This window comes from Streptomyces tremellae (assembly GCF_039540215.1).
Taxonomy (GTDB): domain Bacteria; phylum Actinomycetota; class Actinomycetes; order Streptomycetales; family Streptomycetaceae; genus Streptomyces; species Streptomyces tremellae.
Genome location: NZ_BAABEP010000002.1, coordinates 149,895 through 174,670 on the forward strand (window position 1 = coordinate 149,895; position 24,776 = coordinate 174,670).

27 protein-coding genes are annotated in these 24,776 nt (G+C 71.0%); 11 read left to right on the forward strand and 16 right to left on the reverse strand.

What is annotated here, in order from left to right; translation table 11 throughout:
- Positions 1–30: 30 nt before the first annotated feature.
- The 11 genes from ABEA77_RS02725 to merA (ABEA77_RS02775) all read right to left on the reverse strand — a co-directional run bounded on the left by ABEA77_RS02725 (position 31) and on the right by merA (ABEA77_RS02775) (position 10,469).
- On the reverse strand, positions 31–1,413 hold the full coding sequence (locus tag ABEA77_RS02725) for a phosphotransferase (protein WP_345640587.1): 1,383 nt from the start codon (positions 1,411–1,413) through the stop codon (positions 31–33).
- Entirely contained in the window at positions 1,410–2,261 is an 852-nt protein-coding gene (locus ABEA77_RS02730; RefSeq protein WP_345640590.1) for a class I SAM-dependent methyltransferase, read from the reverse strand. Before ABEA77_RS02730 ends, ABEA77_RS02725 begins: the two co-directional genes overlap by 4 nt.
- Complete coding sequence (locus ABEA77_RS02735; RefSeq protein WP_345640593.1) at positions 2,258–3,511, reverse strand: methyltransferase domain-containing protein; 1,254 nt, start codon at positions 3,509–3,511, stop codon at positions 2,258–2,260. Before ABEA77_RS02735 ends, ABEA77_RS02730 begins: the two co-directional genes overlap by 4 nt.
- 62 nt (positions 3,512–3,573) lie before the next feature.
- Positions 3,574–4,158, reverse strand: a complete 585-nt coding sequence (locus ABEA77_RS02740) for an MFS transporter (RefSeq protein ID WP_345641020.1) — start codon at positions 4,156–4,158, stop codon at positions 3,574–3,576.
- Positions 4,159–4,322: 164 nt separating this feature from the next.
- The gene (locus tag ABEA77_RS02745; protein WP_086755786.1) at positions 4,323–4,664 is read right to left on the reverse strand and encodes a MerR family DNA-binding protein; all 342 of its coding nucleotides are present in this window, start codon (positions 4,662–4,664) and stop codon (positions 4,323–4,325) included.
- Positions 4,665–4,715: 51 nt separating this feature from the next.
- Positions 4,716–5,363 carry an organomercurial lyase MerB gene (gene merB / locus ABEA77_RS02750; protein ID WP_086755787.1) on the reverse strand — a complete coding sequence of 216 codons (648 nt, stop codon included), beginning with the start codon at positions 5,361–5,363 and terminating at the stop codon, positions 4,716–4,718.
- Positions 5,364–5,472: 109 nt separating this feature from the next.
- Positions 5,473–5,922, reverse strand: coding sequence for a MerR family transcriptional regulator (locus tag ABEA77_RS02755; protein ID WP_237277184.1), 450 nt, complete (start codon positions 5,920–5,922; stop codon positions 5,473–5,475).
- Positions 5,923–6,167: 245 nt separating this feature from the next.
- Positions 6,168–6,929, reverse strand: coding sequence for a glycoside hydrolase family 15 protein (locus ABEA77_RS02760; protein WP_086755788.1), 762 nt, complete (start codon positions 6,927–6,929; stop codon positions 6,168–6,170).
- A gap of 63 nt (positions 6,930–6,992) precedes the next feature.
- Entirely contained in the window at positions 6,993–8,351 is a 1,359-nt protein-coding gene (locus ABEA77_RS02765) for a dihydrolipoyl dehydrogenase family protein (RefSeq protein WP_086755789.1), read from the reverse strand.
- A 93-nt stretch (positions 8,352–8,444) separates the two neighbouring features.
- On the reverse strand, positions 8,445–8,951 hold the full coding sequence (locus ABEA77_RS02770) for a DUF1440 domain-containing protein (protein WP_086755790.1): 507 nt from the start codon (positions 8,949–8,951) through the stop codon (positions 8,445–8,447).
- 93 nt (positions 8,952–9,044) lie between these two features.
- A complete protein-coding gene (gene merA, locus ABEA77_RS02775; RefSeq protein WP_086755791.1) occupies positions 9,045–10,469 on the reverse strand; it encodes a mercury(II) reductase in 1,425 nt (474 codons plus the stop codon).
- 123 nt (positions 10,470–10,592) lie between these two features.
- Here merA (ABEA77_RS02775) and ABEA77_RS02780 point away from each other — a divergent pair, with 123 nt between their 5' ends.
- From ABEA77_RS02780 to ABEA77_RS02795, 4 genes are all read left to right on the forward strand, one after another.
- Complete coding sequence (locus tag ABEA77_RS02780) at positions 10,593–11,015, forward strand: ArsR/SmtB family transcription factor (RefSeq protein ID WP_086755792.1); 423 nt, start codon at positions 10,593–10,595, stop codon at positions 11,013–11,015.
- The gene (locus tag ABEA77_RS02785) at positions 11,002–11,325 is read left to right on the forward strand and encodes a hypothetical protein (RefSeq protein WP_198427656.1); all 324 of its coding nucleotides are present in this window, start codon (positions 11,002–11,004) and stop codon (positions 11,323–11,325) included. The genes ABEA77_RS02780 and ABEA77_RS02785 overlap by 14 nt, the downstream gene beginning before the upstream one ends.
- Positions 11,326–11,399: 74 nt before the next feature.
- Positions 11,400–11,687 carry a hypothetical protein gene (locus ABEA77_RS02790; RefSeq protein ID WP_086755793.1) on the forward strand — a complete coding sequence of 96 codons (288 nt, stop codon included), beginning with the start codon at positions 11,400–11,402 and terminating at the stop codon, positions 11,685–11,687.
- Between the two features lie 21 nt (positions 11,688–11,708).
- On the forward strand, positions 11,709–12,086 hold the full coding sequence (locus tag ABEA77_RS02795) for a hypothetical protein (RefSeq protein WP_086755794.1): 378 nt from the start codon (positions 11,709–11,711) through the stop codon (positions 12,084–12,086).
- Positions 12,087–12,088: 2 nt separating this feature from the next.
- Here the strand turns inward: ABEA77_RS02795 and merA (ABEA77_RS02800) are convergent, their stop codons facing one another.
- Complete coding sequence (merA, locus tag ABEA77_RS02800) at positions 12,089–13,513, reverse strand: mercury(II) reductase (RefSeq protein WP_086755795.1); 1,425 nt, start codon at positions 13,511–13,513, stop codon at positions 12,089–12,091.
- 125 nt (positions 13,514–13,638) lie between these two features.
- Between merA (ABEA77_RS02800) and ABEA77_RS02805 the strand changes: the two genes are divergently transcribed.
- From ABEA77_RS02805 to lpdA, 7 genes are all read left to right on the forward strand, one after another.
- On the forward strand, positions 13,639–14,025 hold the full coding sequence (locus ABEA77_RS02805; RefSeq protein WP_107468970.1) for an ArsR/SmtB family transcription factor: 387 nt from the start codon (positions 13,639–13,641) through the stop codon (positions 14,023–14,025).
- Entirely contained in the window at positions 14,022–14,324 is a 303-nt protein-coding gene (locus ABEA77_RS02810) for a mercury transporter (protein ID WP_086755797.1), read from the forward strand. The genes ABEA77_RS02805 and ABEA77_RS02810 overlap by 4 nt, the downstream gene beginning before the upstream one ends.
- A 128-nt stretch (positions 14,325–14,452) precedes the next feature.
- Entirely contained in the window at positions 14,453–15,025 is a 573-nt protein-coding gene (locus tag ABEA77_RS02815; RefSeq protein WP_086755798.1) for a TlpA family protein disulfide reductase, read from the forward strand.
- Positions 15,025–15,975 (forward strand): cytochrome c biogenesis CcdA family protein, encoded by a 951-nt coding sequence (locus tag ABEA77_RS02820; protein ID WP_189898441.1) that lies wholly within the window; start codon positions 15,025–15,027, stop codon positions 15,973–15,975. Before ABEA77_RS02815 ends, ABEA77_RS02820 begins: the two co-directional genes overlap by 1 nt.
- A gap of 80 nt (positions 15,976–16,055) precedes the next feature.
- Positions 16,056–16,691, forward strand: coding sequence for a vitamin K epoxide reductase family protein (locus tag ABEA77_RS02825; RefSeq protein ID WP_189898442.1), 636 nt, complete (start codon positions 16,056–16,058; stop codon positions 16,689–16,691).
- Positions 16,692–16,818: 127 nt separating this feature from the next.
- Entirely contained in the window at positions 16,819–17,175 is a 357-nt protein-coding gene (locus tag ABEA77_RS02830) for a hypothetical protein (protein WP_267300053.1), read from the forward strand.
- Positions 17,176–17,239: 64 nt separating this feature from the next.
- Positions 17,240–18,616: a dihydrolipoyl dehydrogenase gene (gene lpdA, locus ABEA77_RS02835; RefSeq protein WP_189898443.1), complete on the forward strand. Its 1,377-nt coding sequence runs from the start codon at positions 17,240–17,242 to the stop codon at positions 18,614–18,616.
- Positions 18,617–18,839: 223 nt separating this feature from the next.
- On the opposite strand, the gene ABEA77_RS02840 is transcribed toward lpdA, so the two are convergent.
- The 4 genes from ABEA77_RS02840 to ABEA77_RS02855 are packed head-to-tail and all read right to left on the reverse strand — an operon-like array spanning position 18,840 to position 24,679.
- Complete coding sequence (locus ABEA77_RS02840) at positions 18,840–19,337, reverse strand: hypothetical protein (protein ID WP_345640622.1); 498 nt, start codon at positions 19,335–19,337, stop codon at positions 18,840–18,842.
- A 1-nt stretch (position 19,338) separates the two neighbouring features.
- Positions 19,339–21,519: a site-specific integrase gene (locus tag ABEA77_RS02845; protein WP_345640623.1), complete on the reverse strand. Its 2,181-nt coding sequence runs from the start codon at positions 21,517–21,519 to the stop codon at positions 19,339–19,341.
- Entirely contained in the window at positions 21,516–23,294 is a 1,779-nt protein-coding gene (locus ABEA77_RS02850) for a hypothetical protein (protein ID WP_345640625.1), read from the reverse strand. The genes ABEA77_RS02845 and ABEA77_RS02850 overlap by 4 nt, the downstream gene beginning before the upstream one ends.
- A complete protein-coding gene (locus tag ABEA77_RS02855) occupies positions 23,294–24,679 on the reverse strand; it encodes a site-specific integrase (RefSeq protein ID WP_345641023.1) in 1,386 nt (461 codons plus the stop codon). The genes ABEA77_RS02850 and ABEA77_RS02855 overlap by 1 nt, the downstream gene beginning before the upstream one ends.
- Positions 24,680–24,776: the final 97 nt, after the last annotated feature.

The following is a 24,776-nucleotide window of genomic DNA, read 5'->3' on the forward strand; positions in this document are numbered from 1 at the left end:
GCTGCTCCTCGTACGTAGGCGTGGTGGTGTTCAGGGGCGTTGGGCTGCGCGGAGCCGGGCCAGCGTGCGCAGGCCGCGCTCGACGAGCTCGGGATCGTCGTGGGTGGCGCCGTAGGCGATGCCGGAGACGGAATCCAGGACGGACAGGATCGTGAGGTGAGCCTCTTCGTCCGGGGTGAAGGGGCGGCCGTAGCCGTCCATCACGGCCTGGAGGAGGTCGGGCCGGCCGTGCCAGGCGTCGGAGAGCCGTACGAAGTCCCGCACGGCTGGGCCGTCTTCCGACCGTTCGAAGTCGATGACGTAGAGGGTGTCGGCGCTCTCGTCCCAGCGCAGGTTGCGGAGCTGGAAGTCACCATGCGTGGGCACCGTCTCCAAGGGCGCCAGGCCGGTGGTCGCCTCGGCGGTGGTGCGGATGAACTTCTCGTCGCCGGGCGCGAGGTGGGGCAGGGCGCCCGCGAGGTGGCGCTCCAGCTTCCCCAGAGGCAGGCCGCCGGACGCGGGCCGGGGCGGGGCACTGTGGTGGATAGCCGCCGCGAGTTGCCCGATGCGGTGGAAGATGTGGCGCTGCTGCTCGGGCGGATGGACGGCGCCGTGCAGGGTCCGGCCGCCCACCGCGGTGAGCACGACGGCCCGCAGCGTGGGCTCGGCGGCCACCAGCCGGGGTGCGGCCGCCCCGATGCCGGAGACCCAGCTGCGAAGGGCGTTCACTTCACGCTGGTGGAAGCGGTCGTTCTGGTGGATCTTGACGTACCACTCGCCGCCCTCGGCGCCAGCCGCCCGCCACACACGGCTCTCCTCCCTCGCCCAGGACACGTCCGTCCAGGCGGTGACCCGCCCTACCGCCTGTTCGGCGAACGCGCGCACCGCCGGCTCCGGGACCGCGCCGTGCGCGTCGGGTTCGGGGACCAGGAGCAGCCGGTCGACGGTCCGGTCGTAGGCGATCGGGTCGCTGGGCTCCTGGAAGTGCACGGCCATCCGCGCGCCGGCCCGGTAGGCGTCCAGCCCGGCCCGGCAGTACGCCACCATCGGCTCCGGCAAGGCGTCGAAGGAGAACCACCTCATGGCGTCGCACACATCGTGCTCCATGACCTCCGGAGTGCCCTCCCAGCGCTTCACCTCGAAGAACACCCCGACCCGGGCTCCGCCGGCGGGGGCGCGGTGGTGCACGGTGACGGCCGCCCGGACGTCGGCCGGGTCGATGACGACGCCAGACTCCTCTCGGGCCTCGCGCACCAGGGCGGTGACCATGTCCTCCCACGGGCCGTCCAAATGCCCGGACACGAGATGCCAGCAGCCCGGCGCGTACACGTTCCCGGCCCGCCTGGACAGCAGCACCTCGGGCCCGGCCTCGCCGTCGCGTACGGCGAGCAAGTGAACGTCGAGCGGCTCGGTGTGCCGCTGGGTGCCGCTCACGCCTCACCGCCGGGGCGGCGCGCGAGCAGCACGGTGAACACCGCGTCCTCCTTCAGGACGCCGCCGCCGGCATGGTCCTGGAGCAGGCGGAGAGCAGCGTCCTCGAACTCGGGGTGGTGGCCGGCGAACAGAGTGGGACGGGCGAAGCTGGTGGTGCGCAGGTAGCCGATCACCTCCTCGGGCGTCCAGGTGCGGGCGACGGGGAAGCTGTGCTCGGTCACCGCGCTGAACGCCGAGTCGGCCAGATCGTCTTCGTAGCGGCGGTCCGGTCCGGCGTAGGTGCCGTGGGGGCCCGCGCGCCGGTCTTCGCCGAGGTAGCGCTGGATCAGTGCCCGAAGGGCGGCCGTCCAGTGGGCCTCATGGGTCCAGAGGCTGCCGTCGCCCATGATCGCCACGACGGCGCGCGGCGCGGCCACCCGGTCGGCCATGGACAGGACCTCCGGGCGGGACATCCAGTGGAAGGACCGGGAGCAGGTGATCAGGGTGGGCGCCCGGCCGGGCGCGGCGGGCGCGAAGGTGTGGGCGGCGCCGGTGAAGACGTCGACCGTGCATGCTCCGCGGACCGGTTCGACTGCGGCGCGAGCCGCCTCCAGCATCGAGGCGTTCACGTCGACCAGGTAGACGTGCGCCAGTCGGCGCAGGACGGGCAGCAGCGCTCGGGGCACCTGACCGGTGCCAGTCCCCAGGTCCAGGAGGACGGGGGCGGGCACACCGTGCTGGGTGGCGGCCAGGAGGTGAATTACGGCGTCCGGGAGGCCGGGACGGTAGCGGGCGTAGTCGGCGGCCTCGGGCCCGAACAAGGCATCGTCCGAAACCGCCGCAGAGGTCGGCTGGTCAGGGCGGGTCATCGTGCGTCTCCAGTCTCGCCAGGGGAAAGCTGCCAGGTCAGTGCGCCGTTCGGGCTGGTGGCCCGCTGGCTGCCGTCAGCGTCGAATCGGAGCCGGAAGACGTCCGGTTCACCGGCCGTCCGCCACCGGCCGGCGACATCGTGGATCTCCGCCCAGATGTCCCGCGGCCCCGACGTCGTCACGTCCCACCGGCGGAGGCCGACAGGTCGCACGCGCATCCATGACCGGCACCCGGGCGCGCCGATCGTCAGGTCCTCGGCGCCGAAGTCGCGCACCAGCCCTGGATGCAGGTGGTCCAGGGCCAGCCACATGCCGCGCGCCATGTCGGGCGGCGGCGCGATCATGCTGCGCTGCGTCCATCCGTCGGCCGTGGCGATCTCCGCGCGGAAGGCGGAGGACAGGAACAGCCGGTCAAAGCCGGCACCGGCCCGGTGACCGAACTCGACCGCCCGCAGCTGGGCCTCCACGCTCCCGTCCTGTCGCCGTTCGACCACGGCCAGGCCCGGCCACGACGGCGACGACGTCCCGAGCGTCATCAGCGCGCGCCCGCCCGGCGCCAGTTGCTCCACCAGTGCCTGCGGAACGTGGCGGACGGCGAAGGAGACGAAGATCCGGTCGTACGGGGCGGCGGCGGTCCATTCGGTGCTGCCGTCTCCGGTCACCGTGGCCGGCCGGTAGCCGAGGGCGGACAGCCGCTCGCGGGCGGCCGCGGTGACGTGGGGGTCGATGTCGAGGGTGACGACGCCCTTGTCGCCGCACACGAAGCAGGCCGCCGCCGCGGTCACCCCGGCGCCGGTCCCCACGTCCAGCACCCGTTGGCCGGGCCGTAGGTCCAGCTGCTGCAGCAGGTCCGTGGTCAGGCTCATCGTGCTCGACATGGCGGTGATCGCGCCCCTGCGGCGAGGCCCGGGAGGTCGGCCGAGGATCGGTTCGCCGTCGTGCTGGATCGAGACGCTGTCCCCGCTGTGCAGCCGCTCCAGCAGCTCCTTCCGGTCGGCCGGACGGCTCCAGTCCAGCAGATCCCAGCGCGGCGGGGTCTCATCCGGGGCGCTGCGCCGCACGTATGCCTGGGGCATCAGGATCTGGCGCGGCAGCGCGAGCAGCGCCTCTCGCACCGGTCCGGGGCCGAGCGCTCCGCTTTCCTCGAGCCGGGCGACCATCGCCGCCCGGGCCGCCACAGCCTCCACGGTGTCGGCGCTGTGCTGGACCGGAAGGAGGGGCGCGGCGGGCGCAGTGGGGTCGCTCAGCACGGTGCACTCCAGGGGATCGGTAGAGGGAGCAGCGGGTAGCACCGGCGAGTTCGGCACCTCGTTCACGAGGCATCGCCTCCGAGTGCGCGCTCGTGCCGCGCGTCGTCCGTGCGCGTCGGAGAGGGCACGGCCGGAGGGGACGTCCGGTCCGCGGGCGGGTCCGGCATCTGCCGTAGGGCGCGGATCGGGGAGCGGGCGAGGACGACGAGCGGGATCAGCAGCAGGAGGGCCCCGGCGGTCAGGGCGGGCCGGACACCGACCCACGTGCCCAAGGCGCCGGCGAGAAGCGCGGCCACGGGGCGCGCGCCGGACGTCAGCCAGGTGCTCACCGCCTGCATCCGCGCCTGCATCCCGGCCGTGGTGACGATCTGGCGGATGGATCGCTGGGTGGTACCCGCGGCACCGGCACAGGCGAGCTGCAGGAAGAGCGCCAAGCCGATCGTGATCTGCCAGGCAAGGCCGGGAGAGGCGAGCAGCAGCGGAAGCTGGGTCAGGGGAGTTACCGCGAGCGCGGCCAGCATCATCGGCCCCGGCCCATACCGGCGGGCCAATGCCGGTGCGGTGAGTGCTCCGGCGGCCGCGCCCAGCGCGCCGAGGCCCAGCAGCACCCCGAAGACGGTCGCGCTCATCGCCAGGGTCCTCAGCAGGTTTGTCTCCGCAGACGCTGTGTCCCCCGCAGGTCGTGTCGCTTTACAAGGGGGACGAAGACCTGGCCTGTGTCGCATTCGAAGGGCTCACCGTGTCGCTATCTCCAACGCTTGTCGTGACGAAGGCCACACTGTAGCGGGCCCTGAGACGCGAGTGGGATGGATCAGGGGGCCTGGGTGGTGAGTTGGCGTAGTGCGGCTTGGGTGCGGGTGAGGGCGGTGATGCGTTCCTCGATGTGGCGCAGGTGGGCTTCGATCAGTGCGGCGGTGTGGGGGCAGGGGGCTTGGCCGCTGTCGCGCAGGGCGAGTACGCCGCGGATCTCGGCGAGGGTGAGTCCGGCGGCTTGGGCGTCGCGGATGAAGGTGAGCCGGGGCTGGGCCTCGGGCGGGTAGTCGCGGTAGCCGCCCGCAGTCCGGGGCGGTGCGGGCAGCAGTCCGCTTTGCTCGTAGTAGCGGATGGTCTTGGTGGTGAGGCCGGTGGCCGTGGCGAGGGTGCTGATGCGCATGGTTCCAGCGTTGACCTTCCAGCAGGGGGGAAGGTCAAGGCTGGGCGCGGTTCAGCAGCAGGACTCCGGGGTTGTCCCGTCGAGGAGGTTTTGGGTGAGGGGGCGGCCGAGCTGGTAGGCGTCGGCGACGGGCAGGACGGTCATGCCGGGGTGGTCGGTGAGCCAGTCCTGGGCGGCGGCCGGGTTGGCGAAGAAGTGGACGTGGTTGCAGAAGGCCGAGCGTACGGAGGTCATGTCGTCGGGGGTGACGATCGAGACGACGGCGTCGGCCGGGGCGAGGTCGGTGACGCCGTCGGGGGCCGCGGTGAGGCTGATCGGGGTGCCGGTGGCGTGGCAGGGGGATTCGATGTGGGCGGTGCGGCCGAGGACGGCTGGGAAGACGAGGGTGTCCAGGGCGCACCAGGTGTACAGCTGCTTGCCGTTGACTTCGAAGCGGTGGGGGGTGGGGCGCTGGGTCAGGCCGCTGCCGATGATGCGGCCGCTGTCGTCGTATTCGGTGTCGGGCATGGCGGCCAGGGCGTGGCGGACGTCGTCTTCGCTGTGGCCGGTGGCGGTGGCGAGCTGGGCGGTGGTGACGGGCTGGCCGGTGGCCAGCAGCTGGAGCAGCGGGCGCCACAGCCAGGGCTGGCCGGTGACGGTTTCACCGCCGCCCAGGGCGGTGGTCAGGCGGTCGGCGAGCTGCTGGGCGGAGGTGTCCATGGTGGAGATTCCTTGTCGTCTTCGGGCGGAGGCCGGCAGAGGGCCGGCTGCCGTGCGTCCGGATGGTGGCGTCTGGTGTTGACCGTAGGGTCTGTCCCCGGGGGCAGAGTCAAGCGCACCGTGTGCACCGTCGCGGATCGTCCGCCAGCAGGCCGGGGCCGCTGCCGTGGGCAAGTTCAGCCTGGTGAGTGGCTTCGAAGGCGTCGATGCGGCGCCGTGTCTTTTCTAGGTCTGCGATCTTGCTGTCGATGCGGGCCCGGGCGGTGCGCAGACGTTCGGCGAGTGAGGGGCCGAGGGCTCGCTCGCCGTTGTCCGCGTAGGTGCTGAGGAGGTCGCGGATCTCGGCAAGGGTGAGGCCGAGGCTGCGCAGTTCGCCGATCAGCCGTACGCACCACAGGGCGTCAGTGTCGTACAGACGGTAGTTGGCCGGGCTGCGGCCAGCAGTGTAGATCAGGCCCCAGTCGGTGTAGGTGCGCAGTGCCTTGACGGTCACCTGGGTGCGCCGGGACAGTTCGCCGATGGTCATCGGCTGCGCGGGCGGCTCGCTGGTCACAGGCATCTCCGGATACTGGGCGCGGGTTCTGTCGAGGATGTGTCGGGGCGGATCGGGTCAGTAATGGCCGCTGGTGCGGCTGGGTTGAGCGTTCTCTCCGTGATGGCGGCCAGGCGAGTGCGCAGGGTGATCGGTGCGGTGAGGCTGCGGACCGTGTGATGTGGCCGGTCGGGGCAGGACCCGCCGGTCGGGGAGTGTCTCGGTCGGCGATGCACGCTCCCGTAGGGCGCTTTCGGCCGGGCACTTTGCGCTCAACGGCCGTCTACCTCCTGCGGGCAGAAGACCTGGGTCTCCCGGGGACCCAGCCGGCCATGATCGCGCCGTAGGGCGCCATGTTTACCGGCCTCCTTCTCGTGTGCCTGTGGGGTTGGGGGCGGTGGTCGGCGGCTGCCCTTGGCCGTGGTTCCTGCCAGGCGGAGGGCCGCGTTGATCAATCCGATGTGGGTGAAGGCTTGTGGTGTGTTGCCGAGCTGTTCGCCGGTTGCGGGGTCGATTTGTTCGGCGAGGGAGCCCAGGGGCTGGGCTAGGTCGCACAGGGCGGTGAACAGACGCTCGGCTCGTGCGGGGCGTCCGGCCAGGGTGAGGGCTTCGACGAGCCAGAAGCTGCACAGGATGAAGGCGCCTTCGGCGCCGGGGAGGCCGTCGGGGCTGCTGCGTGGGGTGGCCGGCGGGTACCGCCACAGAAGGGATGGCTGATGGGGGCCGCTGGGTGGGGCGAGGTGGTCGAGGATGGCGTCGATGGTGGCGGTCTGCGCGGGTCGGGTGCCGTCGATGAAGCCGACGAGGGGGAGCATGAGCAGTGCGCCATCCACTGCTGGGTCGTCGTAGGCGCGGAGTTCGTCCTCGCCGTCGGGTGCCTCGCCGTAGCCACCGCGGGCGATCCCGACGTCCGTGCCGTCCAGCCCGACCGAGAGCACCTCCACCAGGGCCTGCCCCTGCGCGGGCTTCGGGTCGGGCAGTTCTACCAGCCGGTGGGTATCCGCTGTCCTGGGCGTGGTGACGACGGCACGCATGGCGGACTCCCTGTCTGGTTGTCTGGGCTGCTAACGGCGGTTACGGCGCGCGGTGGGGAAGAGTCACAGGTCCAGGCGTTCGGTGGCCTTCAGATACGCCTCGCTGTAGGTGGGGAACTGCGCGACCTGATCCAGCAGGGTGTCGATCGGGATCTGCGCGCGGATGGCCAGAGCGGCCTGGTGGATCCACTCCCCGGCCTGTGGGGCGATGGCCCACGCGCCCACGAGGATCCGTCGCTCACGGTCAGCGAGCAGCCCGAGGTGACCGGTGGGTTCCGTCTCGTAGGTCCAGGGACGGGCGAGGGAGGCTGCGAGGTCGAGTTCGCTGGTGGCCAGGTTGATGCCCTGCTCGCGTGCTTGTTCGCCGGTGAGGCCGACGGCGGCGATCTCCGGCTGGGCGAAGACGACGCGGGGGATGGCGGTGTAGTCGGCGCGGCGGGGTGTGCCGAGGATGGTGTCGGCGACCACCCGGGCCTGGTACTGGGCGACGTGGGTGAACAGGGCGATGCCGGTGACGTCGCCGAGCGCCCACAGTCCGTCATCGGTGACGCGGCAGTGCATGTCGACGTCCAGGGCCCCGCGGTCGTTTGCCCGGATCCCGACGGCGTCCAGCCCGAGGTCGCCGGTGCGCGGGCGGCGGCCCGCCCCGAGCACCATCACGTCGGTATGCACGCGGCTGCTGTCGTCCAACTCGACCACGGTGTCATCGCCCTCTTGGCGGACGGCCGTGGCCTGGCGGCCTACACGTACGTCGATGCCGTCCTTGCCGAGCCGGTCGGCGACCAGCTCGCCGAGGCGGTGCTCCTCGCGGTCCAGCAGCCGCTGGCCGCGCTGGACGATCGTGACCTGGCTGCCCATGCGGGCCAGGAACTGGCCCAACTCCACGCCGACCGCGCTGCCGCCGATCATCACGGCGCGCCGGGGGATCTCCCGCAGCGTGGTGGCCTCCCGGTTGGTCCACACCTCCACCTGGTCCAGTCCGTCGATGGGCGGACGCAGGGCCTCGGAGCCGGTGGCGATCACGAGGTGCTCGGTAGTGATCTGCCGGCCGTCTGCCTCGATCCGCCAGGGGCCGCGGCCGGTCAGGCGGGCGGCGGCTTTGATGACGGTGGCACCCTGCTCGCGGTAGCCGTCGATCTGGGCAGCGTCGTCGAGGTGGCGGATCATGTAGTCGCGGTAGTCGCGCAGGGCCGGCCAGTCCTGCTCGGGGGTGGACAGGCCCGCCGCGCCCGCGGCTTCGGCGCGGGCCTCGGGCGGGCGCAGCAGGGTCTTGGAGGGGATGCAGGCCCAGTAGGCGCATTCACCGCCGATGAGTTCGCGCTCCACCAGGGCCACCCGCAGACCGCCCGCGACGAGGCGTGAGACGGCGACTTCTCCTCCGGGGCCGGCTCCGATGACGATCACGTCGAAATCCGTAGGCATACTGTCGTTCCTTTCGGCGGTACGGGTCGGGTGTTGCGACGCTGCGGGTGTCTTGTGTGACGCTGCGGTGGCGGCCGGGCATCCCTGCCGCTGTCAGGGGCGGCGGTGCCGCAGCGCCCAGCCCGCCTCGGTCACCACGGCCACGGCCGCCCCGAAGGCCAGGTGGGCCAGAATTCCGCGCACATGGGTGACGGCCGGATAGGCCCGGTTGGGGGCGCTGTAGCCGAGCGCGGGGGTCAGGGCCTCGTCGACGATGAGGGACATCGCCGCCCCGGTTGCCAGCGCGGTCGTCAACGGCGGCGTGTGCCACCGGCGGCGGATCAGTGCGTACAGCGGCGCCCAGCTCATCGCCAACCCGTAGTGGAACGCCATTCCCGCCCGCTCCAACTGCTCCTCGGACAGGTCGAACCCCAACAGCCGGGCGTTCTTCTCCGCGGCGATCTGGAACGGCGGGCCTGGCCGGGCGGCGTCCTCGCGCGCCCGGGACTCCTGTGACTCCCATGCGTACAGCGTGCTGCTGACCGGTTCCATCACCTTGGTGGCCAGGTAGCCGGAGGCGGCGCCGAGTGCCAGGTCCTCGACAAGATGCTGGGCCTTCATGGCTTTCCTCCCGCACGTCCGACGGTGGGCGCGCTGCTGAACCCGGACTTCATGGGTGCTCCCCCTTCCTTTTGTGACGGCTGCGGCGGAGCGTCAGGAGGCGCAGCAGGACAGCTTGCTCACGTCCCGTGTGTAGGTCTGGGCGGCGAGCTTCAGCCCTTCGGCCATGGTCAGGTAGGGGCACCACAGGTCGGCCATCTGGTGCACCGTCATCCGGTTCGCCAGGGCGTAGACGGCGGTGGCGATGACATCGCCACCGCCGTCGGCGATGACATGGACGCCGAGCAGCTTGCCGGTACCACGTTCGGCGACGAGTTTGATCAGGCCGTGGGTGTCGCGGTTGACCAGTGCGCGAGGCACGTATTCCAGGGGCAGGATGCGGCAGTCGCACGCGAAGCCTTGTGCCACGGCTTGTGCGTCGGTGAGACCGGCGGCGGCGATCGCCGGGGTGGTGAAGGTGACCCGCGGCAGGTGGTGGTAGTCCAGGGTGCGCTCGGCGCCGTCCAGGGCGTTGTCCGCGACCAGTGTGCCGTGGGCAGCGGCGACGTACACGAACTGCGGGTGCCCGGTCACGTCACCGGCGGCCCAGATCCGTTCGTTGCCGGTGCGCAGGTGCTCGTCCACGATGATTTCGCCGCGCTCCCCGGTCTTGACTCCCACCGTTTCCAGGGCGAGGCCGTCGGTGACGGGGCGGCGGCCGGTGGCCACCAGCAGTTGCTCCGCCTGGAGTTCGAAGACCTCGCCCCTGCGGGCGGCGGTGAGCCGGTAGCCGCTGGTGTCGCGGCGCACGGCGGTGACGGTGAGGCCGGTGTGCACGCCGATGCCCTCGCCGGTGAAGACGTCCTCGATCATTGCGGAGACCTCGGGCTCCTCGAACGGGGCGAGCCGGTCCAGCGCCTCGACGACGGTCACCTGGGTACCGAGACGGGCGAAGAGCTGGCCCTGCTCCAGGCCGATGGCGTTGCCGCCGACCACGAGCATCGACTCGGGCAGGTGGTCGAGTTCCATGGCGGTGGTGGAGGTCAGGTAGCCGGCCTCGTCCAGGCCGTCGATGGGCGGCGCCCACGGGGCGGAGCCGGTCGCGATGACGTAGTGGGCGGCCTCGATCGTAGTCGTACCGCCGTCGTTCAGGGTGACCTCAAGGACCGGGCCAGAAGCGAAGCGGGCGGTGCCAGCCAGGATCGTCCAGCCGTACTCGGCGGCCAGGTCGGTGTACTTCTCCGCCCGCATCGCCTCCACCAGGGCCTGCTTGCCGCTGATCAGGGCGGTGAAGTCCACCGGTCCCGCCTCGGTGCGGATACCGGGGAACGGCTGGGCGAGGGCCACGTGGCGGGCCTCGGCGGCGGCCAGCAGCGCCTTGGACGGCACGCACCCGGTGTTCACACAGGTGCCGCCGGTGGCGCCGCGCTCGACCATCACCACCTTGGCGCCCTTGTTCCGTGCGGCGATTGCGGCGGCGAACGCCGCCCCGCCCGAACCGATGACCGCCAGGTCGAAGCCGTTGTGCCGCGTGCTCACAGCCACCACCTCCCTGGGGGACCGGGTTACCCGGTCCGCTTTCTATACGCCTTGCCGAATGCCCGAACGCCGCCATACTATTCGAGTAAGCGAATAGATGCATGTGGAAGAGGGCTGGTGGCTATGGGCCCTGCGCCTGTCCTGGTCCGCACCGCAGTCATAACGGCCGCCCGCCAGGCCGACAGCGGGTGCGCGCATACCGACGCCGCTGCCCGGTTCTTCCGAGCCCTGTCCGATCCCACCCGGCTGAAGCTGCTGGAGTTCATCCTTCGCGGGGAGCGCACCTGCCCCGAGTGCGTCGGATACGCCGGTGTCTCCCAGTCGCGGGTCTCGGTCCAACTGGCCTGCCTGACGGCCTGCGGGTATGTGACCGGCCACCGGGACGGCAGGAGGCTGCGCTACCGCGTCGGCGACCCCCGGGTGGCGGACCTGGTCGTCCTCGCCCGCGCCGTCGCCGCGGACCACGACGGCGTCCCGGACCGCTGCTCCGGTGATCACGCCCAGCCGGGACCGATGCTCGGAAGGAACCGCCATGCCGACCTCTGACCGGCCTCCCCGCCGCGAACCGGACCGGCCCGGCATGGACGCTGCCCCGGGCATCGGGATCGTCCTGCTGATGATTGCCTGCTGCGCGCTTCCCGTCCTCATCCTTTCCGGTGCCCTCGCCGGGATCGGCGCCTGGCTCGGCAATCCTTGGGTGATCGCCGCGGCCGTGGTCCTGGCCGTCGCGGCCGTCACCGTCCTCGTACGCCGCCGCGCCCACCGCGACGACTGCTGCCCGCCCGGGGACGCCTCGGGCACCTCCGCGACGCGCCACCGCGAACCCCGCCAGGGAGGCGGCCCGCATGACCGCTGACACTGCTGTCGCCCGCCCCGGCTCATATCCGCGCAACCAGTTGGCCGCGTGTGACTGACACCGAGGAGGCCGTCATGTATGCCCCTTCCCAGCCCTCACGCCGCGAGCCGGACCGGTCCGGTGACGGCGCAGCCGCAGGCACCGCCTGGCTGCCGCCCCCTGCTCGCATTACCGGTCTTGCCCTGCTCGCCGCCGGGGTCCTGGCCGGGATCGGCCTCGTTTTGTCGATCACGTGGGCGGTCGACGTCGCGGTCGTTCTGGCCATCGCTACCGTCGCCACCGTGCTCGTGCGCCGCTCTCTGCGGCGCGACGCGTCCTCCCCGGACGACCAGGCCCGCCGGCGCCGCAGGCGGTGCTGCTGAACCGCAGGGAGGAATCCTGCGATGACGGCCGCCTCATCCGCACCGGCCCAGCGCACTGCGCTGGGCCGGGCTGCTCGGCGGCTGCTGGAAGTCACGCTTGCCGCTCTCGGTGCCCTGGCCGCCACGCTTGGCGCGGGGGTGGCGCTGGTCGGCCTGTGCTGTGGCGGCCTGGCCGTCACGGGTGCGGGCACGGCCGCCACGGGCGGCGCTGTGGCAGGCCCCTGGTCCTGGCTGTTTCTGACGGCCGGGACCACGCTGATTGCTGCCTCGCTGATCGTGCGGCGTCAGCGTACGCGGGCCTGCTGCCCGCCCAAGCAAGCTCCGTCCGGTCATCGCGTCGTTGGCGAGGGCGCCGTCGGGCGGGATCCCCTCAGGCAGGGGCCCCGGGACGGCGGCTGAGTTCAGCCGGCGCAGCAGGAGAGCCTGGCGACGTCCGAGGTGAACGTCTGAGCGGCCAGCTTCAATGCTTCGGCCATGGTCAGGTAGGGGTGCCAGGTGCGGGCGATCTGGTCGACGGTCAGCCCGGCGGTGATGGCGTAGGTGGCGGCGGTGATGATGTCGCCCGCGCCGTCGGCCAGGACGTGGGCGCCGAGCAGCTTTCCGGTGCCGCGTTCGGCGATGAGCTTGACCAGGCCGCGGGTGTCGCGGTTGGCCAGCGCCCGGGGTACGTACTGAAGCGGCAGGGTGCGGCACTGGCAGGCGATGCCGGCCTCGGCCAGCTGGGCGTCGGTCATTCCGACCGAGGCGATGGCGGGGCTGGTGAAGGTGACCTTCGGCAGCGCGGTGTAGTCCAGGGTGCGCTCCGCGCCGTCCAGGGCGTTGTCTGCGACGAGCGTGCCGTGGGCCGCGGCCACGTACACGAAGTCGGGGTGCCCGGTGACGTCCCCGGCCGCCCAGATGCGGGGATTGCCGGTGCGCAGGTACTCGTCCACCACGACTTCGCCGCGCTCGCCGGTCTTCACGCCCACCCGCTCCAGGCCGAGGCCGTCGGTGACCGGCCGGCGTCCGGTGGCGACCAGCAGGTGGCTGGCGCGCACCTGCTGCTCGCCGCCGGGACCGGTGAGGGTGGCGAGGATGCCGTCGCCGTCGCGGCGTACCGCGCTGACCTGGGTGCGGGTGTGGACGGTGATGCCCTCGTCCGCGAAGACGGCCTCGATGCCGGCGGAGATCTCCGGCTCCTCGCCGGAGGCCAGGCGGGAGCGGACGGCCATGGTGACACGGCTGCCGAGGCGGGCGAAGAGCTGGGCCTGCTCCAGGCCGACGTAGCCGCCGCCGAGCACCAGCAGGTGCTCGGGGAGCTCCTCCAGCTCCATGGCGGTGGTGGAGGTCAGGTAGCCGGTCTCGTCCAGGCCGTCGATGGGCGGGGCCCAGGGCGTGGAGCCGGTGGCGATCAGGTAGTGGGCGGCCTCGATGGTGGTGGTGCCGCCGTCGTTCAGCGCGACCTGGAGTACGGGGCCGTCGGCGAACGTGGCGGTGCCGTGCACGATCTGCCAGCCGTAATCGGCGGCCAGATCGGTGTACTTCTCCGTACGCAGCTGCTCGACCAGGGCGTCCTTGCCGCCGATCAGGGCCGGGAAGTCGACCGGCACCGTGGCCGGGGCCAGCCCGGGGAACCGGCCGGCCGCCTGCGCGCCGTGGCGGGCCTCGGCGGCGGCCAGCAGCGCCTTGGACGGCACGCAGCCGACGTTCACGCAGGTGCCGCCGGTGGTGCCGCGCTCGACCATGACCACGCGCTTGCCCTTGTTGCGGGCCGCGATGGCCGCGGCGAACGCGCCGCCTCCCGAACCGATGATCGCCAGGTCGTAACCAGTGTGTGCCTGGAGCACAGCACTACCTCCCTCAGTGGGGCCAGGCTCCGTGCCGGACCCCTTTTCTATGCGGCTTGCCGAATGGCAGAGGACCACCATACTATGCGGGCAAGCGAATAGCTGCTTGTGGAAAGGCCCCGCCCATGAAAACCCCTGCCCTTGCCGGCTCCCCTGCCACGGCCGATGCGGCCGAGGTGCCGTGTCTCCACCTGGACACCACGGCCAAGTTTTTCCGCGCCCTTGCGGACCCCACCCGGCTGAAGCTGCTGGACTTCATCCAGCGCGGCGAGCGCACCAGCGCGCAGTGCGTCGAGTACGCCGGCATCTCGCAGCCGCGGGTGTCGGTACACCTGTCGTGCCTGGTGGACTGCGGCTATGTCAGCGCCCGCCGGGACGGCAAGAAACTGCGCTACTCCGTCGGCGACCCCCGCGTCGCGGACCTGATCATGCTGGCCCGGTCCCTGGCCGCCGACAACGCCGCCGCGCTTGACTGCTGCACCCGCATCCCCGGAGAGGGGGAGCAGCGATGACGCCTCCGCCCACCCAGACACCTGACCGCCGTGGCGGCCTGCTCGGCACCCTCGGGATGGTCGGCGTCATGCTGCTGCCGATCATCTGCTGCGCCGGGCCGGTGCTGCTGGCCAGCGGCGCCCTGGCCGGGCTGGGCGGGGTGCTGGTCAGCCCCTGGCTGCTGGCCCCGGCCGCCATCCTGCTGGCCGGCGCTCTCGCCTGGTGGATGCGCCGCCGCAGCACCGCCGGCGGCGACTCCTGCTGCCCCCCGGCCACCCGCACCGACCAGCACGACCGCGACCTGCTCCGCAAGCACTGATCCCGCCCGGCGCTGCCGCACCGCGCCCGCGGTGACACCTTCCGGTCACCCGCCGCACTCACCCGTCCGCTCCGCTGTCGGCCGGGACCAGCTCCGGTCCTGGCATCCGAGGAAGGCCCGCACCACCTATGACTTCCCCGTCCCCCACCGCCCGCCGCACCCGCCTGCGCCGCCGTACCGCCCTGGCCCTCGCCGCGGCCGCTACCGCCGCACTCACTCTGTCCGCCTGCGGCACCGGCACCACCGCCGACTCCGCGGCCAAGACCGATACCGTCAGCGGCACTTCCGCCGCTGCCAAGGCGGACACCGTCACCCTTCTTGACGACACCACGCTGGCGCTGCCCGCGAAGGAGCCCGCCGCGCTGTTCTTCTTCTCCGTGGGCTGCGGCGAGTGCGCGGGCGGCGCGAAGTCGCTGGATACGGCCGCCAAGGAGTTCGAGAAGGCCGGGAAGAAGGCCAATTTCCTCGCGGTGGACATGGACCCGAGCGAGTCGAAGACGACCATCATGCAGTTCCTCCAGTACATCAAGGCCCCCTCCCTGCCCACCACCGTCGACAAGGGCGCCGCCCTGTCCCTGCGCTATAAGGTCTCGGCCCTGTCCACGCTGATCGTCGTCGACCCCCAGGGCAAGGTCACCTACCGGGCCACCGACCCCTCCGCGGACCAGATCCAGGACGCCTTGAAGAAGGCGGGCGCGTAGTGAACGGCCTGCTCGCCCTCGCCTTCGCCGCCGGCATGCTCGCCCCGGTCAACCCGTGCGGCTTCGCCCTGCTGCCCGCATGGATCACCGCCGCCCTCGGCGAGAACGACACCTCGCCGGTGCCGGTACGCCTGGCCCGCGCCCTGCGCTCCGGCGCCGCCCTCACCCTCGGCTTCGCCGGCACCCTCGCGGTCGCCGGGCTCATCGTCAGCGCCGGCGCCCGCGCACTGATCAGCGCCGCCCCCTGGCTCGGCCTGGCCACCGGCGTCCTCCTGCTGCTCCTGGGCGCCGTCATGCTCACCGGCCGCTCGCTCGGCCTGCGGCTGAACCTGTCCACCGGTACCAGGGGGTCGGCGGGCCCGCCGACCGCCCGGCGCATGGTCGTGTTCGGCGTCGGCTACGCCGCCGCGTCCCTGTCCTGCACCTTCGGCGTGCTACTGGCCGTCATCGCCCAGGCCCAGGCCACCGCCAGCTACGCCGGTCTCCTCGCGGTCTTCGCCGCCTACGCCGCCGGATCGGCCGCCGTCCTGCTGCTGGTGGCGGTCACCACCGCCGCCGCGGGCGCCGCCCTCACCCGCAAGATCACCGCCCTGGCCCGGCACGGCACCCGCATCACCGCCGCCGTCCTCGTCCTCACCGGCGCCTACCTGGCCTGGTACTGGTACCCCGCCGCCACCGGCGGCCCCGCCACCACCGCCCCCGGCGGCGGCCTCGCCACCTTCTCCGCCACCGCGACCGCCTGGATCCAGGGCCACACCACCACGATCGCCGTCACCGCCCTCGCGGTCGTCCTCGCGGTCACCGCCGCCGCACTGCGCCACCGCAGGCGGCCCGCCCGCCACGCCACGCCCACCAGTACAGCCCCCTCGGCCGAGGCGGACTGCTGCCCGCCCCAGCCGGCCCCCACCCCGGCCGCCCCCGACCGCGACAACGGCGACCACTGCTGCTGACCCCCGCCCACGCCCCACCCCCTCGGCCGGGCAACGGACAACGCCCCGGCCGCAGCCAACTCCGAGAACAGAACGGCGCCATGACCACGTCAGCAGCCCACCAGGCGGCCTCCCCGACCGTGCGAAGCAGCCCGCACGCGGCGTTCGGCGCCGACCGCGCATTCGCCCTCCTGCTGATGGTGGGCGGCTCCCTCGGCCTGCTCGCCTCGGCCGTGCTCACCCACGACAAGATGAAACTGCTCGCCAACCCGAACTACGTCTCGGCGTGCAGCATCAACCCGGTGCTGTCCTGCAACAACATCATGAAGAGCTGGCAGGCCAGCACCTTCGGCTTCCCCAACCCCTTCATCGGCTGGGTCGCCTTCCCCGCCGTCATCGCCATCGGCGCTGGACTGCTGGCCGGCGCCCGCTACCGGCGCTGGCACTGGCTGGGCCTGCAGGCCGGCACCGTCTTCGGCATCGGCTTCGTGACCTGGCTGCAGTACTCCTCGCTGTATGCCATCGGCGCGCTGTGCCTGTGGTGCACCCTCGTCTGGGCCGTGACGATCCTCCTCTTCTGGTACACCACCGTGCACAACATCCAGCACGGGCTCATCCCCGCCCCCGACCGGCTGCGCCAAACCGTGACGGAGTTCCACTGGGCCGTGCCCGTCCTGTGGATCGGCACCATCGCGCTGCTGATCCTGACCAAGTGGGGCAGCGCCCTGTGGGCCTGACCCCTCTCCAAGCCCCGGACCCCCGCCCCCCCGCGGGTGCCGGGAGGGTGGCCGGCTGCCGCATCCCCCCGAACGGCAGCCGGCCGCGCCCTCACCCCTGTCCGCCCGGCCCCAGGGAAGGTCCTTGATGCGCACGGCATCCCACCGCGCCCTCGCCCGGCCGCGCCGGGTGCTCGGTCACCTGCTGACGGCCACGCTCGCCGCGCTCGGCGCCCTCACCACTGCCCTTGGCGCCGCGCTGTCCGCGATCGGCCTGTGCTGCGGGGCCCCCGCCCTGACCGCCGCAGCCGCAGGCGGCGCCACCACCGGGACCGCCACCACCGGACCGGCGACCTGGCCGCTGTGGACCGCCGGAGCCGTCCTGCTCACCGCCGCCGCACTGTGGCACCGACGCCACCGCACCACCACCTGCCGCATCCGCCACCAGCCGTCCGCATCCTCCGAACGGCCCCGCCCCTCCGGCCCCACCGGCCGGCACGGCTGAGGATGCCTCACAGACCCCCGTACGTATCGAGTCGGACAGACAGAGACAGACAAGGAGCCCATCCATGGTCGAGCGGTACGACACCCTGGTGATCGGCGGCGGCATGGCCGGACTGCCCCTGGCCCTGCGCGCCGCCCGGCACGGCCGGGTCGCCTTCGTCGAGAAGGAGAAACTCGGCGGCACCTGCCTCAACCGGGGCTGCATCCCCACCAAGACGATGATCGCCTCCGCAGCGGTGGCCCACCAGGTACGCCGCGCCGCCGAGTTCGGCGTGACCACCACCGCCCCCAGCGTGGACCTGGCCGCGGTGGTCGCGCGCAAGGACGCGATCGTCGACCGGATCCGCTCCGGCTCCTACAAGACGGTCGGCAAGGCCGACCAGCTCGACCTCTACCCCGCCGAGGGACGCTTCGTGGCCCCGCGGCGGCTGCGCGTGGACCACACCGAGATCGAGGCCGACAAGATCTTCCTGGTCACCGGCCTGCGCACGAGCCGCCCGCCCATCGACGGCCTCGACTCCACGCCGTACTACACCTCGCGCACCCTGCTGGATCTCACCGAGCTGCCCGAGCACCTGATCGTCGTGGGCGGCGGCTACATCGGCTGCGAGTTCGCCCAGATGTTCGCCCGCTTCGGCTCCCAAGTGACGCTCATCCAGCGCGCCGAGCGGCTGCTGCCCGCCGAGGACCCCGACATCTCCGCCGCCGTCACCGACGGCTTCACCACCGACGGCATCACCGTCCTCACCGGAACCACCTGCACCGCCGTCGACGGCCGCCCCGGCCACGTCCGGGCCGGCTGCCGGGGTGGCGAGACCGGCGAGGTCACCGGCAGCCACCTGCTCATCGCCGCCGGCCGCACTCCCAACACCGACAACCTGGGCCTGGAACACCTCGGCGTGACCCCCGACGAGCACGGCTTCCTGCCCGTCGACGACCTGCTGCGCACCCAGGCCGAAGACGTCTGGGCGCTCGGCGACATCCGCGGCGGGCCGATGTTCACCCACACCGCCCGCGACGACGCCGACATCGCCTACCGCACCACCTACCGTGGCCAGGACCGCTCCACCACGGGCCGCGTCGTGCCGCACGCGGTGTTCACCGATCCCGAGGTCGGTTCCGTCGGGCTGACCGAGCCAGCCGCCCGCGCGGCCGGACACCAAGTCCTCATCGGCCGCCAGGACTTCACCGGTGTCGTCAAGGCCCGCGCCATCGGCAACACCCGCGGCCTGATCAAATTCGTCGTCGACGCCGACACCGACCGCATCCTGGGCTGCCACATCGCAGGCCCCGACGGCGGCAACCTCGTCCACGAGGCCGTCATCGCCATGACCTGCGGCGCCACCTACACCGACATCGCCCAAGCGATCCACATCCACCCCACCCTCGCCGAAGGCGTCAACACCGCAGCCGGCGGCGTCCACCGGGAGATCGGCACCTGACCCTCCGGGCACGGTGGTGGCAAAAGACCGCCCGCAGCGTTGTCAGCTGCAAGACCCGTACGGCGCCGTACCACCGCGGGCGGGAGGCAGGCGTTGTCGAGGGCTGTGATCTGTCCGCGTAGCTGTGCGATCTCGTGGCGAGTAGATCACCATGGCAACGCAAGGGCGGAGTGCCCGGCAGTCTTTGCCGCGCGCCCCGCCCCATGCAGCCCAGGCTGGGCAGTCAGCTACACGATCCGTACGGCGCACTCGCTCTTGAACTGTTCGGCAGAGCGCGGATATTCGACGGCGCGGCCAAGGCGTCGCGAAGCCGCTCGATCTCCAGCCTCTGGGCGGCGATCTGCGACAGAGCCCGCTCCCTGAAGTCAGTGAGTCCATCGATTTGCGCGTCACGCGCGGCGAGGCGCTCCTTCAGCCCGGAGACCTGACCTTTGAGCCGCTCGATCTGTGCGGCCCGCGGGTCGGGAATCACGCCCGTTTCCCGAAGCTCGGCCAACCGGCGCTCGAACTCCTCCGCCAGGTGTTGGTAGGGGCCTGGCCGCGGCGAGCCGTCGCGGTTCTTCTTGGGATAGAAGCCGGTGCGGGCGACCCCGGCTTGGGTCGCGAGGGTCTTGATGTCGCACTTGCCGCCCGGGGGAACGTCACCGGCAAGGAGCCGTTCCATGACGTGCCGAATGGCCGCCTCATTGTCCCGCCGGGTCTCGTCGCTGATACGGGCCACGTCATGCCCCCGTTCCGCAGAGGGCGTCAATCTCGGCCAGCACCCGTTCATCGCGGGCGAGTTCCGTACCCAGCCGGGCCTGCTCCGTCCGCTGCGCGCGCCCGATGGTGGCGATGAACACCTTCTTGCTCTCGGCGCTGGCCGCCCACACCGGGCGGTGCCCGGCATGGTGGGTGGCCTGCGGGCACCGCGCCGAATCGCACATGCCGATCAAGGGCTCCGTCGCCCCGCGGGCCTGAGCCCCTGCGAGCTTGAGGCACAGCGCCTTGGACGGATCGAGGAACCAGCAGTAGTTCGCCGGCCCCAGGTGCAGGGCCTTGGCCCGCTTGGCGAGCAGGTTCGTCACCTCCTGGTCGCTGCGCTTGATGTTCGGCGCCCCGGAGGAATCCAGCTGTTCGTCGACGAACGCGAAGAAGTCCAAGAGGTCGCTGGCGCCAGGCCCCGCAGGGCGGATACCGTTCTGGTAGTCGTGGAAAGCGTCGAGGGCGACGCGCATCTTGTGCTCCCGCTCCTCTTGGCCGAACTCGGCCATCAGCACGGACTGGGCCCCACCAGGGCGGTCCGCATAGCCCTCCGTGGTGACCACGGAAATGTGCTTGAGATGGATCTTGGCGGCCAGCAAACCACCGGGCCGGTGCGCCATTTCCACCGCGAGGGTTCTCCGTAGCATCCGCAGACTGACCGGCACCTCGGGGATCGGCGCCAGCCCAAGGCGACGGCCCTCTGGGCCATTGACCCAGGTCAGGAACCATTCGTACGGGGTGACGAAGGAGAGCGACTTGAACAGGTGACCGTCGTTCTTCACCGGGTCAGCGAGCGAGGCGGCTACGTCGGCGGTGTCGTACGCCTGCTTGATGGTCACCCACTGATCGTGTTCACCACCCAGCTTCCGGCCCTTGATGATCTTGCCCTTCAGGCGGTAGCGGACGCGGCCCTCGCCGAGCTGTTCGGGAGGCAGGCGGCAGTCGTGGGTCAGCTCAGCCAGTTCGCTCTTCCGCATTCCGGTCAGTGCGGCGAGCGCGATGAGGCAGGCTGTGCGGGCCCGGGAGAGCTGCAGTCGGGCCTCGGTGGTGTTCATCGGCAGGGTCCAGGGGACACTGCCCCGTCCGTCCGCGCGTTCGACCAGGGCGGCTGTCCGGCCCCAGCGTTTGGACAGGCCGACTTCCCTGACGGCCTTTTCCAGGTGGCCGCGCAGGGTGGGCAGCCACGTGTAGTGGAAGGCGTGCCGTCCAGTCTCGTGGGCGAGGGAGATCAGGTTCACCTGTAGCAGCGGATCGTCCTGATCCCAGCCGTCCGCCAGCCGCTCGGCTACGACGTGATCGAGGGCGACATCGAACGGATCAGCTTCCTGTATGTGGCGGTCGATGGCCTGCGCGACCTCGACCCTCCAGTCCGGACGCTCCCGGTTGTTGCGGCCCGGCCGGTTCGACACCATCTCCTGCAACTGTTGCTGCAGCTCCGTGACGTGCGGTGCCAGCACTTCCACTACGTACAGGGCCGCTGCGGCGAGCGGTTGGAAGACGTCGTTGCTCAGCGGCGGTGTCGTGTTGCCCGTCCGACGGACCATCCCGGCGACGGAGTACGCCGTGCGTCGCCCCCACGGACGGAAGCCCGACACGTAGCCGTCGGCTGAGAACAATTCCTTGTAGTAGCCGAGCTCCTGGATGACCGCCACGACGTCCATGCGGTAGCCGGGGCTGCTGTCGCGGATCACGACGCCGTGCTTGTCCCGTACCTTCTTGCGAAGTTCCAGGTAGGCAGCACAGTGCTGCTGGGTTACCTCCCCGAGATTGTCCACGCCCTGTTCGGTGAGCCAGTTGAGCCAGCCGGTCAGCACGGTCAGCCGCCCGTGCACTGTGGGTATCTGCACGGGCGTTCGGTAGGCGTGGGCAAGTTCCCGCACAGCGCGGTGGTCCGGTGCGAGCCGGGCGAAGATGAACTCCTTCGCCAGTTCCCTCCACTGGGGATTGAGGATCTCGGTGAAGGACAAGATCCGCGCGTACCGCGACAGGTACCGCGGCAGCCCGATGACACCGGTGAAGTCCCAGATAGAGTCGTCGAAGTGAGGGTGCGGGCCCGCACCGTGGACCGGCAGACCGGCCGCAGCGCACACGTCTTCACCTCGAAAGACGGAAGGCGAAAAGGCAGCCGCGAGGCCCGTGGGCCCGTGCAGGGTGGTCATACGGTGTGCTCCTCAGGTCGCAGGGGAAGTTCGACATCGGAGTCGGTGACCTTGGCAGCGGCTGCCCGTAGCGCGTGCTCGGAGAAGTACCGGTCGGGGGTCAGGATCTCGTCGAGACGGTGAGCGTACGGGCCGAAGACGGGGATGAACTCGGCGGTGGTCATCTGCTGCCACTGGCGGGAGAAGAACGCCCGTAGCCGCAGCAGGTTCGGCAGATGGCGAGGGGAGAACAAGGCCAGCGGGCACAGCAGGCACACCCACGGGCGTGCCGGACAGGGCTTGCCCTTCGGCCCGTGGAGCCCCGACAGCTGATCTCCACATGCCGCGGTGAATACGTCGCGTTCCCCGGACAGCAGCTGCGCCAAGGCGTTGTCATCCAGGCCGAGCCGCTTCATGTGCTCGGGATAGTTCTCCACCAGGTCGGCCATTTCAGCGGTGGCCAGCACCAAGGGCGGCAGCGCCCGGCGAACGAGGTCCTCCTGCGCCTGGGCGATGATGTCCTCCGCCGCCTCGCGCTGAGCCGGCGTCGTGTTCGTCAGGTAGTGGTCCCCCTCGACGCCGGGGGACCGGTTCGGATCCAGCGTGGACCGGCGGCTGCCGCGCCAGTGTGACCGGTCCTTCAGCGCGTCGTGGGTCGTGCGGATGCGGTGCCGGTGAAGGCCCAGGGGGAGACCGTCGTCACCAGTCATCTGCGTGGGGCGCCCGTCCTCGTCGACGGCTTGGCGCCGCTCGACCCAGGCGCATATGGACAGGCGCGTGGCCGGCTTGGCCAGCCATCGCTCTCCCGCCCATGTGCCACTCGGCGTGAAACGCACCCAGAGCTCGGGGCGCAACCCCTCGGGCGCGAAGCGGCGGGCCACCGCAGAGTGATCGAGCCACTGTTCCAGCAGGCGAGTGGCCTGACGAGACAGAGCAAGGCTCTCCGCCGCCGTGCGGCCCTTGACGTAGCTGAGGAGGATCTTCTCGTCACCCGCCCACTCGATGTCGGTAAGTCCCAGGTCCGCGATCCCGTCCGGCACGATGCCGGTGTAGGCGCCGAACAGCAGCTGATAGGCGATGATCACATCCAGGGTCGGGATCAGCGGATCCAGCACCGCGCGAAGCCCGGCGCCGTATCTATGCCGGAAGGGGAACGAGCCGCCCTCTGACATCTCTTTGACGAGCGGGTCGGGCCCGTCGTGAAGCACCAGCCAGTGATGGGCAGTGCGTTCACGGAGCGAAGCCCCTGGGCCGTCAGCTGTCGAAGCGTGATCACGGGCCGCGCAGAACGCGCGGAAGGCGCCATCGACCTCGTCCCGGCAGGTACGGATGAGCCGAGCCCATTCGGCCTCGCTGTACGGCTGGTGCGAGCCGTACCGCTCGCCCGTGTTGAACAGCCGGCCATCGACGAACGCGCGCACATCCGGCGCCAGAATCGGATCCTGGTCATCCGCGCAGCGCAACATCGCCCGCAGCGCGCTCTCCTGGGAGGATCGCACCCCTTGCCGCCAGTACCGGGCGAGGAGCGCGCGCGTCAGGTCGGATGCCCCGCCGGAGAACCCGAACTCGACCAGCCAGTCGGTGAAGCCGCGGACGGCCGTGAGGTACAGGTCGAAGCCTCCCGCACTGTCGACCTGCCCGTGCGGATGGACAAGATCTGTAGCGCCTTCCAGCAGAGTGCGTGCCAGCCCCGGGAGCTCTACTGGCCGCCGCACGCGCAGGGGACGGCGGTACTCCGATCCGTCGCTGAAGATGCAGTGCACACCCAGCGGGTCAAGGGTGACGGTGGCCGGCATCAGACCACCGCCGGTTCGTCGTCGAACTCTGTCTCGAGCTCCAGCTCGACGTCCTCGTCCAGCAGCCCGTACTCCTTGCCGACCCGCCGATACAGGGACGTGAACAGGCGGAGCACGTCCAGACGGTGGAGGTACGCTTCCGTCGTCAGTGAACTGGTATGTCCGAGCAGATCGCGCAGAATCAGCAGCGGCTCTTGGGTCCGCAGGTAGTGCGCCAGGGCGGCATCGTCGTCGGTGTCGCGGACCTGTCGAGCAGCCTGCTCGTACCAGCCGCGCATCAGCCGTGCCATGGTCGCCATGGCCATGGTATGACGTAGCCGGTGCGGGTTGACGTGCGGGAAGCGCGGCTCGTAACGCTCGCGGATGCGGTCAGCGGTTCTGGCGAAGACCGTGGACCATCCGGTGAACGGGCGTCCCTGGCCCCACACCGACAGCAGCATCGAACCGCCGTCCGGGGCGACCAGACGCCGTCGCTCGTCAGGGCCGAACGAACTCCATTGCACACGGACCCCGTTGACGCGTCCTCCCCGTTGGTCGGCGGCCGTCACGAACAGCGGCTCCCCCCAGCGGGCCGGCGGGCGCCACGTCGATCCGAATGTCGCCGTTGCCCGGTCGAGAGCGATGTAGGAGTGCAACTCAGCCAGCGAGTCGTAATCGATCCACGACTCGCGGTACTTGCTTCCCTTGGTGACCCCGGACGGGACCGGGAAAGAGATCGGCACCGCAGTCCGTCGCGAGGGAAGCAGGGGCACCTCGCAGACCAGCAGGTACGTGTACTCCTGGCTGCGTAGCCCGCTGGAGACGATCATTCGGCCGACCGCCGAGTTCCGGGCCAACTCCCGTCCTCGGTAGCGCAGATCGCGCTCCCCGTCGGGGCTCAGGCCCGCCAACCCCTTCAGGAACATGTCCGTGAAGTCGTCGTCGAGATACTTGATCGTCACATGAGGCTTGGCCTGGCGCCGCCGTGACTGGTTGACCCGTCCGCGACGGACTTGCCCCTTGAAGGCCCAGACCGCCTGCCGGTACGTGAACGGCTCGGAGTCTGCGTACTCCTCATCCCTCGCCCACTTGTAGAACCCCGCCAGAATCCCCATGTTCTGGTTCCACGTGGATGCCTCGAAGCGATGCTTGACGGGGCCCTGGGCTCGATAGACGGAGTACGCGCCCAACGCCGCCTTCAGGCGACGCCGCGTGTCGAACAGAGCGACTCCGTGCCCGGATATGAACTCCAACCACTCACGCACCGTACGCACGTAGTAGGGCCACGAATTCGGCGATGGGCATCCAATCGCTGGCAGCTCGCAGGCCCAGCAGTTGATCACGGTGGTGGGACGGACGCCGTTGCTGTCCTCGAAAAGAAGGTCGTCGTCGAACAGCAACGGCATCCCCTCGGGGATCGCCGGCCTGAACGCAAGTCCCCAGGACTCCCAGCCTGCCGATGAGTACGTCGATTGGTGCATGGCCGATGAGTATCAATGCAAC

Excerpts from the sequence above, each read along its gene's own strand:
- ABEA77_RS02730 (WP_345640590.1), bottom strand. The coding sequence starts at position 2,261 with ATGACCCGCCCTGACCAGCCGACCTCTGCGGCGGTTTCGGACGATGCC.
- ABEA77_RS02745 (WP_086755786.1), bottom strand. The coding sequence starts at position 4,664 with ATGCGCATCAGCACCCTCGCCACGGCCACCGGCCTCACCACCAAGACC.
- merB (WP_086755787.1), bottom strand. The coding sequence starts at position 5,363 with ATGGACACCTCCGCCCAGCAGCTCGCCGACCGCCTGACCACCGCCCTG.
- ABEA77_RS02755 (WP_237277184.1), bottom strand. The coding sequence starts at position 5,922 with ATGCCTGTGACCAGCGAGCCGCCCGCGCAGCCGATGACCATCGGCGAA.
- ABEA77_RS02760 (WP_086755788.1), bottom strand. The coding sequence starts at position 6,929 with ATGCGTGCCGTCGTCACCACGCCCAGGACAGCGGATACCCACCGGCTG.
- ABEA77_RS02765 (WP_086755789.1), bottom strand. The coding sequence starts at position 8,351 with ATGCCTACGGATTTCGACGTGATCGTCATCGGAGCCGGCCCCGGAGGA.
- ABEA77_RS02770 (WP_086755790.1), bottom strand. The coding sequence starts at position 8,951 with ATGAAGGCCCAGCATCTTGTCGAGGACCTGGCACTCGGCGCCGCCTCC.
- ABEA77_RS02780 (WP_086755792.1), top strand. The coding sequence starts at position 10,593 with ATGGGCCCTGCGCCTGTCCTGGTCCGCACCGCAGTCATAACGGCCGCC.
- ABEA77_RS02785 (WP_198427656.1), top strand. The coding sequence starts at position 11,002 with ATGCCGACCTCTGACCGGCCTCCCCGCCGCGAACCGGACCGGCCCGGC.
- ABEA77_RS02790 (WP_086755793.1), top strand. The coding sequence starts at position 11,400 with ATGTATGCCCCTTCCCAGCCCTCACGCCGCGAGCCGGACCGGTCCGGT.
- ABEA77_RS02795 (WP_086755794.1), top strand. The coding sequence starts at position 11,709 with ATGACGGCCGCCTCATCCGCACCGGCCCAGCGCACTGCGCTGGGCCGG.
- ABEA77_RS02805 (WP_107468970.1), top strand. The coding sequence starts at position 13,639 with ATGAAAACCCCTGCCCTTGCCGGCTCCCCTGCCACGGCCGATGCGGCC.
- ABEA77_RS02810 (WP_086755797.1), top strand. The coding sequence starts at position 14,022 with ATGACGCCTCCGCCCACCCAGACACCTGACCGCCGTGGCGGCCTGCTC.
- ABEA77_RS02815 (WP_086755798.1), top strand. The coding sequence starts at position 14,453 with ATGACTTCCCCGTCCCCCACCGCCCGCCGCACCCGCCTGCGCCGCCGT.
- ABEA77_RS02825 (WP_189898442.1), top strand. The coding sequence starts at position 16,056 with ATGACCACGTCAGCAGCCCACCAGGCGGCCTCCCCGACCGTGCGAAGC.
- ABEA77_RS02830 (WP_267300053.1), top strand. The coding sequence starts at position 16,819 with ATGCGCACGGCATCCCACCGCGCCCTCGCCCGGCCGCGCCGGGTGCTC.
- lpdA (WP_189898443.1), top strand. The coding sequence starts at position 17,240 with ATGGTCGAGCGGTACGACACCCTGGTGATCGGCGGCGGCATGGCCGGA.
- ABEA77_RS02845 (WP_345640623.1), bottom strand. The coding sequence starts at position 21,519 with ATGACCACCCTGCACGGGCCCACGGGCCTCGCGGCTGCCTTTTCGCCT.
- ABEA77_RS02850 (WP_345640625.1), bottom strand. The coding sequence starts at position 23,294 with ATGCCGGCCACCGTCACCCTTGACCCGCTGGGTGTGCACTGCATCTTC.
- ABEA77_RS02855 (WP_345641023.1), bottom strand. The coding sequence starts at position 24,679 with ATGCCGTTGCTGTTCGACGACGACCTTCTTTTCGAGGACAGCAACGGC.